This is a genomic window from Chryseobacterium pyrolae (assembly GCF_025153485.1).
In the GTDB taxonomy this organism is placed as follows: domain Bacteria; phylum Bacteroidota; class Bacteroidia; order Flavobacteriales; family Weeksellaceae; genus Chryseobacterium; species Chryseobacterium antibioticum.
Window position 1 is genome coordinate 1 of the sequence record NZ_JANZQH010000014.1, and the last position, 16,628, is coordinate 16,628.

Here is a 16,628-nt window from a genome sequence, read left to right on the forward strand (position 1 = left end):
TATCTTTTTCCTATTGCTTTTTCCAATGATTAATATTTCAAAGATATTTTAACTATTTCAAATGATTTATTCTATTTGACAAACTTATCACAAGGATAATTAAGCAGATTCTGTTAAATCTGTAAATTAACAACTATTCAATTAACCATTGAATTTCTTGAAAACCAAAGTCGCATTATGGCCTCCGAACCCGAAAGCATTGCTTAACGCAAAATTGATTTCCTTTTCTTTAGCTTCTCCAAAAATGATATTTACATCTTTCGGAATATTTTCATCCATACTGTGAAGATTGATCGTGGGAGGAATGATTCCTTTTTCTATCGCTTTGATAGAAAGGATCGCTTCAGCAGCTCCTGCGGCACCCAATAAATGCCCGGTCATAGATTTCGTAGCACTGATGTCAAGGTTTTTGCTTCCTCTGAATATATTGCTGATGGCTTTTAATTCTACCAAATCACCGAGTGGGGTAGACGTGGCGTGTGGATTTAGATAATCAATGTCTTCCATATTGGCTCCTGCTTCTTTCATAGCCAGCTGCATGGCCTTAATGGCACTGATTCCGTCCGGATGAGGTGCTGTCATGTGATAGGCATCAGCGGTCATTGCAGCACCTCCAAGTTCAGCATAAATTTTTGCACCCCTTGCTTTGGCGTGCTCATATTCTTCAAGCACCAAAGCACCTGCCCCTTCACCCATCACAAAACCGTCTCTGTCTGCATCATAAGGACGGCTTGCAGTGGCAAAATCATCATTTCTGGTAGACATGGCTTTCATAATGGAGAAACCGCCTACAGAAGCGGGTGTGATGGCTGCTTCAGAACCTCCGCTGATAATTACCTTTGCTTTTCCAAGACGGATATAATTAAAGGCATCCATCAAAGCTGTATTTCCCGTTGCACACGCCGAAATGGTTGTATAATTGATGCCCTTAAGGCCAAACTTCATAGAGATCATTCCTGACGCCATATTGGCGATGAACTTAGGAACAAAAAACGGATTGAATTTCGGTGTTCCGTCACCTTCTGAAAAATTCATGACCTCAGTTTCAAATGTGATCATACCACCCTGTCCGGTTCCCCAGATCACTCCGGTATCAAATGGATCCATTTTTTCAAATTCCAGTCCTGAATCCTGAATAGCTTCGGTGGAAGCGTACATTGCATATTGTGAAAACAGGTCACTTCTTTTTATTTCGTTGTGGGTCAGATAAACTTTCGGATCAAAATTTTTCACTTCACAGGCGAAGTGTACTTTAAATTTTTCTGAATCAAAATGGGTAATTAAACCTGCTCCGCTGACACCGTTAATACAATTTTGCCAAAAATCTTCGACATTGTTCCCCAAAGGCGTCACCGCGCCCAGTCCTGTAATGACAACTCTTTTCATATCTAGTTATTAATTTTGAATAGATTGGAGGTTCCCCTGGCAATCAGTCTTGTTTTGTCTGCGTTCCATATTTCGCATTGCGCATTGACAAACTGCCGCCCTCTTTTTAAAATTTTCGTTTCGGCTACAATATTATCATTTTCTTTTGCAGTTGAAAAATAATCGATCACATTATTGATGGTAGTTATGAAAGAATTTTCGTTCAGAGAGAACATAGTGGCCCCAATGATGTCGTCAACGATGGCTGCCGTTACACCGCCATGAAGATTTCCAATGGGATTAAGCCATTCCGGTCTTACAGTATACTGAAACTCCAGATGTCCTTCTTCTACAGAAAGAACAATAGGGTTGAGCCATTTCATAAAAGGTGATGGGGACTGGTCAAATTCTTTTCCGATGAATTGCTGAAGTTGTGCTAATCTGTCCATATTTTCTGTTTTATTTTTCTAAAATCATCGTTACACCCTGGCCGCGTGCGGCACAAATAGAGATGAATCCTTTTCCGCTTCCTTTTTCGTGGAGCAGTTTTGCCAGCGTGCCGATAATTCTACCGCCTGTTGCGGCAAACGGGTGGGCTACTGCGAGACTTCCGCCTTTTACATTCAGCTTATCTCTGTCGATTTTCCCCAATGCTTTTTCCAGACCGAATTTTTTCGCCAGATCATCATTTTCCCAGATTTTGATGGTGGCAAGAACCTGGGCGGCAAATGCTTCATGAATTTCATAATAATCAAAGTCCTCTAGACTCATGCCTGCTTTTCTAAGCATTCTGTCTGCTGCGAAAACGGGTGCAAGAAGTAAATTATGCTTATTTTCTACATACTCGATTCCCGCTACTTCTGAAAAGGTAACATAGGCTAAAATAGGAAGCCCATTAGCATTCGCCCATTCTTCACTACCCATTAAGACCGCTGAGGCACCGTCTGTAAAAGGTGTTGAATTTCCGGCTGTCAAAGTTCCGTTCTCTTTATCAAAAGCCGGTTTCAGCTGGGAAAGCTTTTCAATGCTGGTGTCGCGGCGGAGATTATTATCTTTATCCAAACCAAAAGCGGGAATGATCATATCATCAAAAAATCCTTCATCATAAGCTTTGGCCATATTTTGGTGGCTTTTTAAGGCCAATTCATCCTGTTCCTCACGAGAGATCTGATAATATTTTGCTGTGATTTCTGTATGACCACCCATTACCAAACCGGTTTTGGGTTCCTGTCCTTTATAAGGAATCGGCATCCAGTCTTTCAGTTTTGGGGTTAAGAGCTGTTTCAATTTTCCAAAAGCTGATTTTTCTTTATTGGCTTTTAATAGGGCTTTTCTTAATCTTGGTGCAGATTCAAAAGGGATATTACTCATAGCTTCCACACCACAAGCAATGCCACTTTCAATTTGTCCCAGGGCAATTTTATTTCCAATATAAACCGCTGCTTCAATTCCGGTATCACAAGCTTGCTGAAGATCGCATGCGGGCGTAGCCGGGTCAAGAGAGGTATTCATTACAGTTTCCCTGATGAGGTTGCTCTCAGAAATGTGTTTGATAACAGCACCACCGGCTACTTCACCGAGAAGTTTCCCCTGTAAACGGTATTTGCTGATCAATCCGCTGAGTGCAGCTTCCAAAAGTTCCTGATTATCCAGGTCTGCATAAGCTGTATTGATTCTTGCGAAAGGAATTCTGCTGTATCCTACAATAGCCACTTTTTTTGTTTCCATATTGAAAAATTTATGAGGAAAGTATGTTTAATTCTTTATCGATCATGAATATTATTCTGTCCAGGGCCAGGTGTAGATACTTTTCGTCTTCCGTTGTTTTGGAAAGTAGTATTCCGCCTTCAATGAGCATGATGAACAGAGATCCATATTCATCAGCGTCTATGTTAGGGTATATTTCTCCGCTTTCCTGTCCATCTGTAATCACCGATGCTATCTTTTTGATCCAACCTTCAAAAGATTGGGTGACCTGTTTTTTTAGACTGGGAAACGTATCATCAGCTTCAGTAGCTGCATTCATTAAGGGACATCCTCCGTTTTCAAACACGGCTTTCCAGTTTTTCCTGTAAAAATTGACAAAAGCATTTAATTTATCAATCGTAGTGGGGAATTCTTCTCCTAAAGACCGGGCCATGTTTTTAGATAATAGGCTGGAGTTGTATTTGTATACCTCAAGCGCCACTTCATCTTTGTTTTCAAAATTTCCGTAAATGCTGCCTTTGGTAAGGCCTGTTGCCTCCGTGATGTCAGATAAAGAGGTAGACATATACCCTTTGGTATTAAACAAAGAAGCTGTCTTCTCAATAATGAATTGTTTGGTCTTTTCTGCTTTTGACATGTATCGGTTTAATTTCAATACAAATATACAAAAATATACCGATTGGTATATTTTATTTTATTTTAAAATTATTCTCTTTCTTGATTGGGAGCATAATTCCGGGAGTAAAATATAACCACAAAAGACACAAAAGCTTATTGAACACTTTAGTAAATTTTAGGTTAAATACATCACGTACAAGAAAGTCCACTTAAGTTTCTATGAAAATCTTAGATTTTCTACTGATGTGGTCTTACTATTTTCAGGAGGGTAAAACTTTTAAAATTAAAGTATTCCAAAGTGTTTAAATAACTTAAAAGCTTTTGTGTCTTTTGTGGTTCAATAAGAACACCTAAGTTGAATGAAAATCTTTGATTTTCTTCATTTCACAGTGGAAATCTGCTTGATATAAAATATTAAACCATTAAAGCTTTTTAGTGGAGAAGAATAATTAAGAATCTGCAGGCGGTCCTAAGACATTCTGCTTTAAAATATCAATTGATAGTCTCTTAACTTTCCTAATTCCTTAAAAAGCCTTAATGGTTCAAATAAAGAAATTTGAATATAATTAAGCTAAAGTAGCATTCAAAGTAATTTCAAAATTGAAAGCTGCGCTTACAGGGCACCCTTCTTCAGCTATCTTAGCAAATTTCTGGAATTCTTCTTCTGAAAGTCCCGGAACTTTTGCGGTTAAAGTCAGCTCAGATTTTGTTATTTTTCCAATGCTTGGATCAAGGGTGATCACAGATGTTGTTTTTAATTCTTCAGGTGTGAAACCCGCCTGGGAAAGTTCTGCACTTAGTTTCATGGTGAAGCATCCGGCGTGTGCTGCTGCCAGCAATTCTTCCGGGTTTGTTCCTACTCCATCAGCAAATCGGCTGTTGAAAGAATACTGAGTTTCGTTTAAAGTAGTACTTTGTGTTGTTAAATGTCCGTTACCTTCTTTGATGTTACCGTTCCAAACGGCTGTTGCGTTACGTCTCATAATGTTTGCTTTTTGTTGTTATAATATATTGATTTTGATGATACAAAGATATGGTGGTTGTCTGCCGGATTCAATAGATAAAAAGACTTAAATATTGTACTTTTTTCCCGACGAGTAGTTTTTCTTGAAATTGGAAGGGGTGTTTCCTGTTTTGTTGGTGAAAAGCCGGTTGAAATAGGCCGGATCTTCATAGCCAAGATCGTAGGCGATTTCTTTCACGGGTTTGTCTGTATAAAAAAGCAGTCTTTTGGCTTCAAGCAGAATTCTGTTGATAATCAACTGATTCGGGGAGTCTATATTTAGGTTTTTAAATTTATGCGTTAATGTTTTCGGGGCGATATGGAGAAGTTCCGCATAATCTGCCACATTGTGTTTCTCTCTGAAATGAATTTCCAGATACCTGCTAAAGTCCCTGAAAACATCCAGCTCGCTGCCGGGAATTTTGATGGTGTCATTATTAAGATGCTGCTTTTTCCAGTTTCTGGTAGCGCGGATGATGATCTGTTTTACATAGGTTCTGATCATTTCCTCAGCAGAAGAATCTTTCCATTCCAGTTCATTTTTTATATGCTGAAACAAATTTTTAATGTCAGTACTTTCTGTATCATTAAGTTCTACAAAAGGAATTTCAAAAACATTGTGAAAAAGAAGTCCGTCGCACGCAACTTCTTTATCATGAATCTGGATGCAGTAGAAATCACGGTTATAATAGAGCAGTGTAGCTTCCTCTTTTGCTTTTTCTATCTTCAGGTGCTGGCTGGTGAGAAAGAACAGGGAGGGTTTTGAGACTTTATAATGATTAAAATCTACGGTAAGTTCATAACCCTCCGGAATGAAAAGGATTTTAATGTCATATCTGAATTGATTTCCGTTGATGATCCCCAGATTGTCTTCGGAGAACATTTCAAGGCCAAGTTTTTTATAGTGATCTTCAAAAATAAGCTGCTTCTGCATACAATTACTTTAGTCTAAAGATACAAAAAAGAAGGTTTTGGGAATATTAATAAATAAAACCTGTTTCTTATACGAATGATTTTACAGGATCCTATAAGGTTTTTATTATCCATTATAGGGGCGATTTTCAATTTTCGTTTCACTTTTTTAATTAAAAACAGAGAAAAAATAAAAATTATATATTAGTTGATTGGTTTTTTATCAATTTTGCAAAAAGTACCGTATTGAATGATAACTTTAACTTCTTCAAAAATTAGATGAGCAAGCTAGAAAATATTTTGAGAGAAATAACTCCATTATCTCCCGAGGACAGTTTTCTTGTATTTGACAGGATAAAAGCATCCTTCGATTTCCCCTATCATTATCATCCGGAAATCGAGATCAATTTTATCATCAAGGGAAAGGGATACCGGCGTATGATCGGCGACCACACAGGAGAGATAGGTGACATCGAATTGGTGTTGGTAGGTCCGAATTTGCCGCACTGCTGGGCGAATTATAAATGCAAAAACCGAAAGACCCATGAGATAACGGTGCAGTTCAATCAGGATTTTTTTAACCAGTCTATGATGGATAAAAATATTCTGAAACCGATTAGCAACCTGATGAAGGACTCGATTCGGGGCATTTTATTTTCGCAGGAAACCGCTGAAAAAGTGAAAGACTCCTTTCTCAACCTATCAAAAATGAACAGTTTTGAATCTTTCATCGAAATCATGAAGATTCTTAATGAATTGGCCATTGCCGAAAATAAAACGCTTTTATCATCCTACAGTATAGAGCTTGAAACCTTTGCAGATAATGACAGAATGAAGATCGTCCATGATTTTGTCCATAAGAATTTTGAAAATAAAATAACACTTCACGATGCAGCTTCGCTGATCAATATGAGCAGTGTGACCTTCAACAGATTCATCAAGAAAAGAACGGGTAAAACTTTTGTGAATTATCTGAATGAAATAAGGATTAGTTATGCTGCCCGATGGTTGATGGAAAAAAATCTGACCGTTTTTGAGACTGCTTTTGAAGCTGGATTTAACAATATCGCCAATTTCAATAAAGTTTTTAAATCCATCAAAAAAACTACACCTACTGAATTTAAAGAACTTTTTAAAGGGGTGAAAAAAATAGAGTAACCCATTTTAAATTAAGGAAATACATTTTATATTCTCAAGATCCGGATAAAGCTATCCGGATCTTTTTTTTGATGAAATTCGATATGTTTTCGTCAAAAAGTGTTAAAAAAATGTTACCTGAATTAACAAAAAAATAAAAGTCTGAAATTGAGGTACAATGCTGCAAATCAGCGCATAAAAGCGGTTCTTGAAAAACACCTGAAAAAATAATATCGTTTTATGATAAAATAGCATTATATCTGGCTATGAACAAAATTTAGATTTGCTAATATGAATTAAATCTTAACAAAACTTTAATTATTTAGCACAATTAGAACATAATGTTGAAGAAAAAAGAAGATAAATAATGTTTTATATGGTAAATAGTATTTAAAGCGATGTAGTTGATTCTCAAATAAATCTTAATAAAACTAAACCTTATGAGAAAAACTGTTATACCGGTTTTATTAGCAATTTCTTTATCCGCCTATGCACAGGAAACAAAAAAGGCAGATACTGCTAAAACAACCAAAATAGAAGAGGTGGTTGTGACTTCTTTGGGGATAAAAAGGCAGGTGCGATCTTTAACGTACTCCAGCCAGCAGATCGGCGGGGATGAACTTACAGAAGTAAAAACACCCAATCTTTTGAATTCAATCAACGGAAAAGTTTCCAACGTACAGATTAATAAGACCAATGGTGGTGCTGGTGGATCGGTCAGGGTAATCATGAGGGGAGATAAGTCCACGCGAAACAGCCAGCCGTTATATGTAATTGACGGTATCCCGATCATTAACAATACCGGAACTCAGGGAACAACAGGACCAAATGTTGATTATTTTGCATCCATGCCTGATACAGGTGATGTACTCAGCACCATAAACCCTGAAGATATTGAAAGCATCAATTTCTTAAAAGGAGCTTCTGCAGCAGCTTTGTATGGAGCAGCCGGAGGAAATGGAGCCGTATTGATTGTTACCAAAACCGGAGCAAAAGGTAAAGGCCTTCTTTCATTTACTTCGAGTCTTACTTTTGATAAGGTCTATAATTTACCGAAACTTCAGTATAGCTATCTTCAGACCACACCTTATGATGCATCCACCGGAACTACCGGATCGCAAGACAGCTGGGGTGCAAAAGGTGCTTCTAAGGATCATGTAAAAGATTTTTTTGACACCGGTATAACCTGGACCAACGGATTCACTTTCCAGGCGGGAAATGACAAGTCATCAAGTTTCTTTTCCCTTGGAAATACAACTAATAAAGGGGTAATCCCGACTTCTACTTTTGATCAGTACAACCTTAATTTCAGAAATACCAGTAAATTTTTGGATGACAGGCTGGTTTTAGATGCGAATGTAATGGCATCTTTGCAGGAATCTAGAAACAGACTTACCCCCGGAACTTATTTTTCACCTCTAAACAATATCTATTGGTTGCCGAGAGGGGTTAATTTTGATAATTACAGTGGTGATAATTATGCTTACTTTGATCAGACCCGTTACCTTCCTGCACAGAACTGGTGGGCCATAAAACCGGATGGAGGGTTTAACGGTGAAAACTCTCAAAACCCGTATTGGATCCTTAATAAAAATACAGTTAATACAAAGAACAAAACCTTTTACGGATCTGCTGCTCTTAGCTATACAATCAATGATTGGCTTGTTGCCAAGGCGAGAGGTAATTATAACTATTTTAATTCCGACAGCCAGCGTAATGTTGCTGTTTTCTCTTTGCCTATTGTTCTTGGAGGAAATAATAATGGTAAAATTTATAAGAATACCATTGAAAGAACTTCATCTTACGGCGACTTCATCTTGGTAGGTAATCCTAAGATCAATGAAAATCTCAGTTTGGATTTTACTGTTGGAGGAAGTGTTTCTGATTCCAAAACAACCGTTACCAATATAGAAAATAACAAGCTGTTTATTGCCAACCTTTTTGCATTGAATAACCTGGATTGGGGGAACAGCTCCGGAGAAGGAACGGTTGGAAACGGGTTAAATTACACCATTACCAATTATAACAGAAGAGATCAGTCTTTTTTTGCCAGTGCCAATTTTGGGTACAAAAAAATGCTTTATTTAGACCTTACTTTTAGAAATGACTGGTCTTCTACCTTAGCAGGGGCACCGAACAGATCTTTTGATTATGAATCGATTGGGGTGAACGGTATTATGAATGAAATATTTCAACTTCCGAGTTTTATTAATTTCTGGAAGCTGAGAGCTTCATATGCAACTGTTGGAAATGCTTTGGATCCCAATTCTACATTGCCTCAGCCTATCTTTAATGCAGGTGTTGTTACCGGAACTTATACTTCATCCCCTGTAGATATCAGCCTTTACCCTGAACTGACATCTCTTTTTCCAAGACCGGAAAAAAATAAAAGTTTTGAAGCAGGAACAGAATTTAGATTATTCAACAATAAGTTAAGTTTTGATATTACCTATTATAATTCCTTAACGACGGACCAATACCTGAAAGGAGTAGATGCTACAGGATATTATACCACTACCATAGGGAAATGGGATATCAATGCCGGTAAAATTCAAAATACAGGTTTCGAATCCAGCCTGACTTATAAGGTATTTAGCAATGAGAAATTTGGATGGACTGCTACACTCAACGCTTCTGCCAATAAAAATAGAATCAAAGAAGTATTTCCTTCCGGATTTTATCCTGATTCCGAAAAATTATTTACACTTAACGGAGGAGGGTTCAATGTAATCAAAAAAGGAGGTTCATTTGGAGATCTTTACGGGACTGTATTTTTAAGAGACGGACAGGGAAGAATTATTGTTGATGAGAATGGATTGCCTTCAAAAGATCCTAATCAGAAACAATATTTAGGTAATCCCAATCCTAAATTTATGCTTGGTTTCAGTAATTCATTCAACATCGGAAAATTCAATTTAAATTTCCTGATTGACGGAAAATTCGGAGGAAAAGTACTTGGAATGACGCAGGCATTAAATGATAAATATGGAGTAAGCCAGGCCACAGCCGATGCAAGAGATGCAGACGGGGTCCTTATTTCTAACGCTGTTTATGCAAACGGAGAAGCTTATACAGCACGTACAGATGCGCATGCCTATTATAATTTAGTGGGCGGAAGTGATGGAATCAATGAGGCGTATATTTACAATGCAACTACCATCAGGTTAAGGCAGGCATCTGCATCTTATACTTTCAATATTAATGCAAAATATTTTAAAGATATCACGATGAGTGTAATCGGAACAAATCTTTTCTTTTTATACAAGAAAGCACCATTCGACCCTGAACAGGTATCCGGTGTAAATCCTGGAGGTGTAGGTGTTGATATGTTTGGAATGCCTATTACACGTTCACTTGGTTTTTCATTAAAGGCTAACTTTTAAAAACGTAGAAAATGAATATTAAAATATTAATTGCAGCATCTGCTTTATTTCTTTCTGTAGCAAGCTGCACCGATGACTTTGCAGAAATAGATTCAAAAAGCTCTGAAGGTCTGGGAACAGAACAGCTTAATGCCGATTTCTTATTGCTCACAAATCCAATGAAGCAAATGCAGAGGAATCTTCAAAGCCAGACCAACTGGATCTATCAGTTGCAGACGAACCTTAATGCTGATATGTATAGCGGATTATTCAGTACAGCAACACCTTATAATGGAGGAAGAAATAATACCACCTATTTTATGATGGATGGTTGGAATGAAAGAGTGATGATGAACCAGCTTGAGGATGTCAATCAACAGTATAAAAACTTCAAGACAATAGCTTCAAAAAACTACGCAGGGGTCAATTTTTCACATTCTTTAGCCATACTTTCCATATTGAGGATCATTGCGGCCCAAAAAGTATCAGATGCTCATGGTCCGGTTATTTACAGCAAATTTGAATATCCGAATACAACGACGGGGATTACAGATTTTGATTCTCAGCAGGATGCTTATAATAATTTTGTTGCAGATCTGGATCTGGCAATATTGGCACTTCAGACAAGTATTGGAATAGAAGATAAGGCTGTAATTAAGAAATCTGATCTTGTATTTGGAGGCAGTTCTGTCAATTGGGCGAAATTAGCGAATTCACTGAAACTGCGTTATGCCTTACGAATTAGTTATGCAGATTCCGGAAAGTCTAAATTGTATGCAGAGCAGGCGCTGGCATCTCCTGTTGGCTTTATAAGTGACAATATGGAAAATGCTCTGGTAAATTATGGAGCAGCCTCTCCTCTTAGCGATATTATTTATTCCTGGGGGGATTGTAAGATAGGTGCACCATTAATGACATTTATGAATGGTTTTAATGACCCGAGAAGATCCGCTTATGCAAAACCGGCCACTGACCCTTCTGTAGCAGGACAGTATATCGGAGTGAGACAGGGCGTTGACATGGGTGGAAGCAAAGACCGTTATGGAGACTTTTCCCAACCTATAGCTGCTGCAGCAGGTGGAGATTATTTCTCCGTAAGCAATGGAAAAAATAAAGTCTTTACAGCCGCAGAAATATGGTTTCTGAAAGCAGAAGCTGCCATCAGAGGCTATGCCGGAGCAGGAGATGCAGGAACCAATTATAACAAAGGAATAGAAATGTCATTTGCAGAATGGGGCAAAAGTTCAGCCTATGCAACCTATGTGGCTGATGCAGTCTCCAAAGAAGCTCCCTATATTGACACTAAAAATGCTTCAAACAGTATTCTCACAGGAAGCCCGATGCTTAGCACCATTACCATCAAATGGAATGAAGGTGATTCTTTTGAAAGAAAATTAGAAAGGATAATGACTCAAAAATGGATTGCTATTTATCCTGATGGATCCGAAGCATGGGCAGAACAGAGAAGAACCGGCTATCCTATCATATTTAAAAATGTGTTGAATGACAGTCAGGGGACGATCAGTACCGATGCCATGATCAGAAGAATCCCGATTCCAACCAAATATCGAAATAATACACTGAATTATGCTCAGGCCCTTCAATATCTTGGAGGAACCGACACCGGAGGAACCAAACTATGGTGGGATAAAAAGTAATAATTTTAAGCAGATCAAAGATAAAGATATAGAGGCCATCTCAAAAGTCAGATTTAATTTGGTTTTTTTTATTCCGGAAGGAGAAATCTTACACCGTTAGTTTCAGAATTCTTCAATTTTAGTTTCGTTTCAATCCGGAATGACACTTTTGAGAGGCCCTCTTTTCTTTACTATTTTAATTTGAATATGGAAAACAACAGCTCTGAAACCCGTTTAGTAAAACCGATCCTCTGGATCTCCACATTATATTTCGCAATGGGAATACCCTTTGTGACCATTAATGCGGTCTCCGGGATTATGTACAAGGATATGGGGATTTCAGATTCCAAGATTACCTTCTGGACAGCGCTTATTATGTTTTCCTGGACCTTAAAACCTCTTTGGAGTCCTTTTCTGGAGATTTACAAAACAAAAAAATTCTTTGTTGTTGCGACTCAGTTTGCGATAGGAATTCTATTCGCTCTCATTGCATTGACACTGCCTCTGCCGGATTTTTTTAAATACAGCATTGCCCTTTTTGCTGTCGTTGCATTTTGTGGAGCAACGCATGACATTGCTGCAGACGGAACGTATATCAATTTTTTAACGAACAAAGAGCAGGCGAAATACATTGGCTGGCAGGGAGCTTTCTATAATCTGGCCAAGATCATCAGCAGCGGAGTTCTGGTTTATTTTGCAGGAGTTTTGGAAAAAACAAAAGGAGTAGTGAATGCCTGGATGATTATCATGGGAATTTATGGCCTTCTGTTTTTTGCTTTAGCGATTTATCATTATGCTATTTTACCGAAAGAAAATAAACAGGAAAAAGAAACCAGAAAAGTAGGAAATATCCGTAAAGAATTACTGGAAGTCATCACTTCTTTCTTCAAAAAGAAGAACATCATGTGGGCAGTACTCTTCATTATTTTGTACCGTTTTGCAGAAGGATTTGCAATAAAGATTGCGCCCCTGTTTTTCAAAGCTCCAAGAACTTCAGGAGGATTAGGTTTATCTACCTCTGATATTGGACTTATTTATGGGACTTACGGTTCAGCAGCATTTATTTTAGGATCTGTACTGGCGGGATATTTCATTGCGGGCAGAGGGCTTAAAAAATCTCTGATCTGGCTGTGTTCTGCCTTTAATATTCCATTTGTAGTCTATGCATTACTGGCCTATTTCCATCCAACAGAACTGCTTCCGGTAGGAATTGCCGTCGTGGTTGAATATTTTGGCTACGGATTCGGTTTTGTAGGACTGATGCTTTACATCATGCAGCAGATCGCACCAGGCGAACATAAAACCGCTCATTATGCTTTTGCAACCGGGATTATGAATCTGGGAGTAATGCTTCCAGGAATGTTCAGCGGGATGATCAGCGACTGGATAGGATACAAAATGTTTTTTATCTGGGTACTGATTGCCACCATACCGGCGTTTGTCGTGACATTACTTGTTCCGTTTTCTTATCCTGATCAGCCAAAAGAACACTAAATCATTTATTAAACATATTAAATAAAAAGTAAAAATACTTTATGACATTTCAACCAGCAAAGATCCCTTGGCAGGATCGTCCGGAAGACAGCCGTGATATCATGTGGCGTTACTCTGCAAATCCGATCATCAACAGATATGCAATACCTACGTCCAACAGCATTTTTAACAGTGCGGTGGTTCCTTTTGAAGATGGGTTCGCGGGAGTTTTCCGTTGCGATAATAAAGCCGTGCAGATGAATATTTTTGCAGGCTTCAGTAAGGATGGGATCAATTGGGAGATCAATCATGATCCTATTGATATGAAAGCCGGAAATACGGAAATGATAGAATCTGACTATAAATACGACCCCCGTGTTGCCTTTATAGAAGACCGGTACTGGATCACCTGGTGCAATGGGTATCATGGCCCAACAATCGGAATAGCCTATACTTTTGATTTTAAAGAATTCTTTCAGTGCGAAAATGCATTCCTTCCTTTTAACAGAAACGGAGTTCTTTTCCCTGAGAAAATAGACGGTAAGTATGCCATGCTGAGCAGACCTAGTGATAACGGACATACCCCTTTCGGAGATATCTACATCAGCTACAGTCCGGATATGAAATACTGGGGCGAGCACCGTTGTGTAATGAAAGTAGCACCGTTTGAAGACAGTGCTTGGCAATGCACAAAGATAGGAGCAGGTCCGGTTCCGATTAAAACGAATGAAGGATGGCTGCTTTTTTATCATGGAGTGATCAATACCTGCAGAGGGTTCCGGTATTCGATGGGAGCATCGTTGCTGGACCTTGAAGATCCGTCAAAAGTATTGTACAGAACAAAACCTTATTTACTGGCTCCGGCAGAACTGTATGAGCTTACAGGAGATATTCCTAATGTGGTTTTCCCCTGTGCTGCACTTTCAGAAGGAGATAAGGTAACCGTATATTATGGGGCAGCGGATACCGTTGTAGCCATTGCGTTTGGATATATTTCTGAAATTATTGATTTTATGAAAAAAGATTCGCTTTAGGCCAATTAAAAACCTGGGAAACATGTTGGTTAACTTTATTTTCCTCCTTGTTGAAATCATGGTTATGGTTTTTATATTGTTGAATAAACTCCTATCTTGAGAAATTTTTAAGATTTTCCTATTATGATTAAGAAAAAAGAACTGCTTATATTGGTATCAATGATCCTGTTTTCTCATGTTGGAAACGCCCAGCAACGGAAGGATGATGTTCTTTCGTGGGTAGATCCGTTTATAGGGACAGGTGGGCACGGACATACATTTCCGGGAGCAACTACGCCGTTCGGAATGATTCAGCTCAGTCCGGATCAGAATACCAAAAGCGGCGATTGGGACTGGTGCTCAGGGTATCATTACAGCAGTAAAACCATCATGGGATTCAGTCATAATCATCTCAGTGGAACAGGCTGGGCAGATCTTGGAGATATTTTAGTGATGCCAACCGTCGGGAAAATAAAGATGCTTCCGGGCTCGGAAGACAAACCTGAAAGTGGCTACCGTTCGACATTCAGTCATGAAAGAGAAACCGCTTCACCGGGATATTATTCCGTGATGTTGGACAGCTACGGAATTAAAGCCGAGCTGACCGCTTCTCCGAGAGTCGGGTTTCATAAATATACCTTCCCCAAGAGTGAAGAATCCAATGTCATCATTGATCCTACCAATAAGATTTTCGGGAATATTTACCATACCCTAGTCAGTGTAGAAGGAAACAATAAAATCAAAGGCTACTGTTACAGCAACGGCTGGGGCGGAAAACGTTTTGCTTATTTCGTGATGGAATTTTCAAAACCGTTTAAATCTTATGGAACTTATTCTGAAGTAAAAATAAAAGAGAACGAAAAAATCGCGCTTGCTAAAGATGCCAAAGCTTACGTGCGATTTTCAACTGAGGAGAATGAAAGCATTGAAGTAAAAGTTTCTTTATCTCCCGTAAGTACGGAAGGCGCTCAGGAAAACTTTGATGCCGAAGCTAAGAATGTGAATTTTGCACAAGCTAAAGAAACGGCTCAGAACACCTGGAGAGATCTGATCAACAGATTCCAGGTGACTGGAGGAACAGATGACCAGAGAAAAATCTTCTATACCGGAGTGTACCACACCTTCATTGCTCCTAATCTTTATATGGATACCAACGGAGATTATGTTGCCGCTCAGGAAAATATGAATACCAAATGGTTTACCAATTACAGTACGTATTCGTATTGGGACGGTTTCAGAGCGACACATCCTTTGCTGACCATTATGGATCAGAAACATACCAAAGAATTTGCCAACTCTCTCATTAGTAGATATACAGACCGTAAAGACCACATGCCAATCTGGGAACTTTGTGGTTACGATAATTTCTGTATGCTCGGTTATCACAGTGTATCGGTGATCTGGGATGCCATTTCCAAAGGCGTGCCGGGAATCGATCAGGAGAAAGCATTTGCTGCAATGAAAGATGCTTCCTTAACGGACAAAATGAGCAGCAGCGATGGAGGTGGAGGTCTTAATGATTATATAAAATTAGGGTATACACCATCAGAAAACGGAGCCTCGGTCTCCGCAACGTTGGAATATGCTTATGACGACTGGTGTATTCAGCAGCTTGCTGAAAAATTAGGTAAAAAAGATGAAGCGGAAGTGTATAAAAAACGTTCTATGAGCTTCCTTAACACCTTCAACAAAGGAAATAATCACTTCTGGCCCAAACAGAAGAACGGAGAATTCTTACCGGATTTCACTTTAAACGACTGGAAAAAACTTCAGCCCCATTGGGTTTCAGGGAATATCTGGGCTTACGATTTCTTCGTTCCCCATAAGATCGATGAAATGATGGATTTATATGGAGGAAAGAAAGGTTTTGAAGAAAAACTGGATAAAACCTTTACCGAAGAACTTAAGATGATCGGCGAGCAGCATGTGGATATTTCGGGATTCATCGGTTCTCTCGGATTTGGTGATGAGCCGGGACATCATGTTCCTTACCTGTATAACTATGCAGGAGCTCCTTACAAAACTCAGAAAATGGTCAAATTCATCCGGGATCACATGTATGCGGCAAAACCGGACGGAATTGTCAATAATGAAGACTGCGGACAGATGTCTGCCTGGTATATTTTCTCTTCATTAGGGTTTTACCCGGTGACTCCCGGAAAACCTGTCTACGCCATTGGTGCACCTCAGTTTCCGAAAGTAGCCTTACAACTGGAGAACGGAAAAACCTTTACGGTGATTGCAGATAAGATATCCGATAAAAATATCTACGTTCAGAAAATGTTCCTGAACGGAAAAGAATTCAAAAGCTGGGAAATCAACCACAGCGATATTATGAATGGGGGTGAGCTGAAGTTTGTCATGGGAAGCAAACCTGTAAAATAGATCAAAAAAATAACGA

12 protein-coding genes are annotated in these 16,628 nt (G+C 38.8%); 6 read left to right on the top strand and 6 right to left on the bottom strand.

What is annotated here, in order from left to right; translation table 11 throughout:
- Positions 1-141: 141 nt before the first annotated feature.
- From fabF to NZD88_RS20370, 6 genes are all read right to left on the bottom strand, one after another.
- Positions 142-1,386: a beta-ketoacyl-ACP synthase II gene (gene fabF, locus NZD88_RS20345; RefSeq protein WP_259831586.1), complete on the bottom strand. Its 1,245-nt coding sequence runs from the start codon at positions 1,384-1,386 to the stop codon at positions 142-144.
- Between the two features lie 2 nt (positions 1,387-1,388).
- Positions 1,389-1,814 carry a PaaI family thioesterase gene (locus NZD88_RS20350; protein ID WP_259831587.1) on the bottom strand — a complete coding sequence of 142 codons (426 nt, stop codon included), beginning with the start codon at positions 1,812-1,814 and terminating at the stop codon, positions 1,389-1,391.
- Positions 1,815-1,824: 10 nt separating this feature from the next.
- Positions 1,825-3,093 (bottom strand): acetyl-CoA C-acetyltransferase, encoded by a 1,269-nt coding sequence (locus NZD88_RS20355; protein ID WP_259831588.1) that lies wholly within the window; start codon positions 3,091-3,093, stop codon positions 1,825-1,827.
- Positions 3,094-3,103: 10 nt separating this feature from the next.
- Positions 3,104-3,709, bottom strand: a complete 606-nt coding sequence (locus NZD88_RS20360; RefSeq protein ID WP_259831589.1) for a TetR/AcrR family transcriptional regulator — start codon at positions 3,707-3,709, stop codon at positions 3,104-3,106.
- A gap of 547 nt (positions 3,710-4,256) precedes the next feature.
- Complete coding sequence (locus tag NZD88_RS20365; protein WP_169235878.1) at positions 4,257-4,673, bottom strand: OsmC family protein; 417 nt, start codon at positions 4,671-4,673, stop codon at positions 4,257-4,259.
- Positions 4,674-4,760: 87 nt separating this feature from the next.
- A complete protein-coding gene (locus NZD88_RS20370; RefSeq protein ID WP_259831590.1) occupies positions 4,761-5,627 on the bottom strand; it encodes a helix-turn-helix domain-containing protein in 867 nt (288 codons plus the stop codon).
- Positions 5,628-5,884: 257 nt separating this feature from the next.
- Between NZD88_RS20370 and NZD88_RS20375 the strand changes: the two genes are divergently transcribed.
- The 6 genes from NZD88_RS20375 to NZD88_RS20400 all read left to right on the top strand — a co-directional run bounded on the left by NZD88_RS20375 (position 5,885) and on the right by NZD88_RS20400 (position 16,612).
- On the top strand, positions 5,885-6,763 hold the full coding sequence (locus NZD88_RS20375) for an AraC family transcriptional regulator (protein WP_169235880.1): 879 nt from the start codon (positions 5,885-5,887) through the stop codon (positions 6,761-6,763).
- 419 nt (positions 6,764-7,182) lie between these two features.
- Complete coding sequence (locus NZD88_RS20380) at positions 7,183-10,125, top strand: SusC/RagA family TonB-linked outer membrane protein (protein ID WP_259831592.1); 2,943 nt, start codon at positions 7,183-7,185, stop codon at positions 10,123-10,125.
- Positions 10,126-10,136: 11 nt separating this feature from the next.
- Positions 10,137-11,762, top strand: a complete 1,626-nt coding sequence (locus NZD88_RS20385) for a SusD/RagB family nutrient-binding outer membrane lipoprotein (protein ID WP_259831594.1) — start codon at positions 10,137-10,139, stop codon at positions 11,760-11,762.
- Between the two features lie 186 nt (positions 11,763-11,948).
- The gene (locus NZD88_RS20390) at positions 11,949-13,235 is read left to right on the top strand and encodes an MFS transporter (RefSeq protein WP_259831595.1); all 1,287 of its coding nucleotides are present in this window, start codon (positions 11,949-11,951) and stop codon (positions 13,233-13,235) included.
- Between the two features lie 41 nt (positions 13,236-13,276).
- Positions 13,277-14,248: a glycoside hydrolase family 130 protein gene (locus NZD88_RS20395; RefSeq protein ID WP_259831596.1), complete on the top strand. Its 972-nt coding sequence runs from the start codon at positions 13,277-13,279 to the stop codon at positions 14,246-14,248.
- Between the two features lie 123 nt (positions 14,249-14,371).
- Positions 14,372-16,612, top strand: coding sequence for a GH92 family glycosyl hydrolase (locus tag NZD88_RS20400; protein ID WP_259831597.1), 2,241 nt, complete (start codon positions 14,372-14,374; stop codon positions 16,610-16,612).
- The last annotated feature ends 16 nt before the right edge of the window (positions 16,613-16,628 follow it).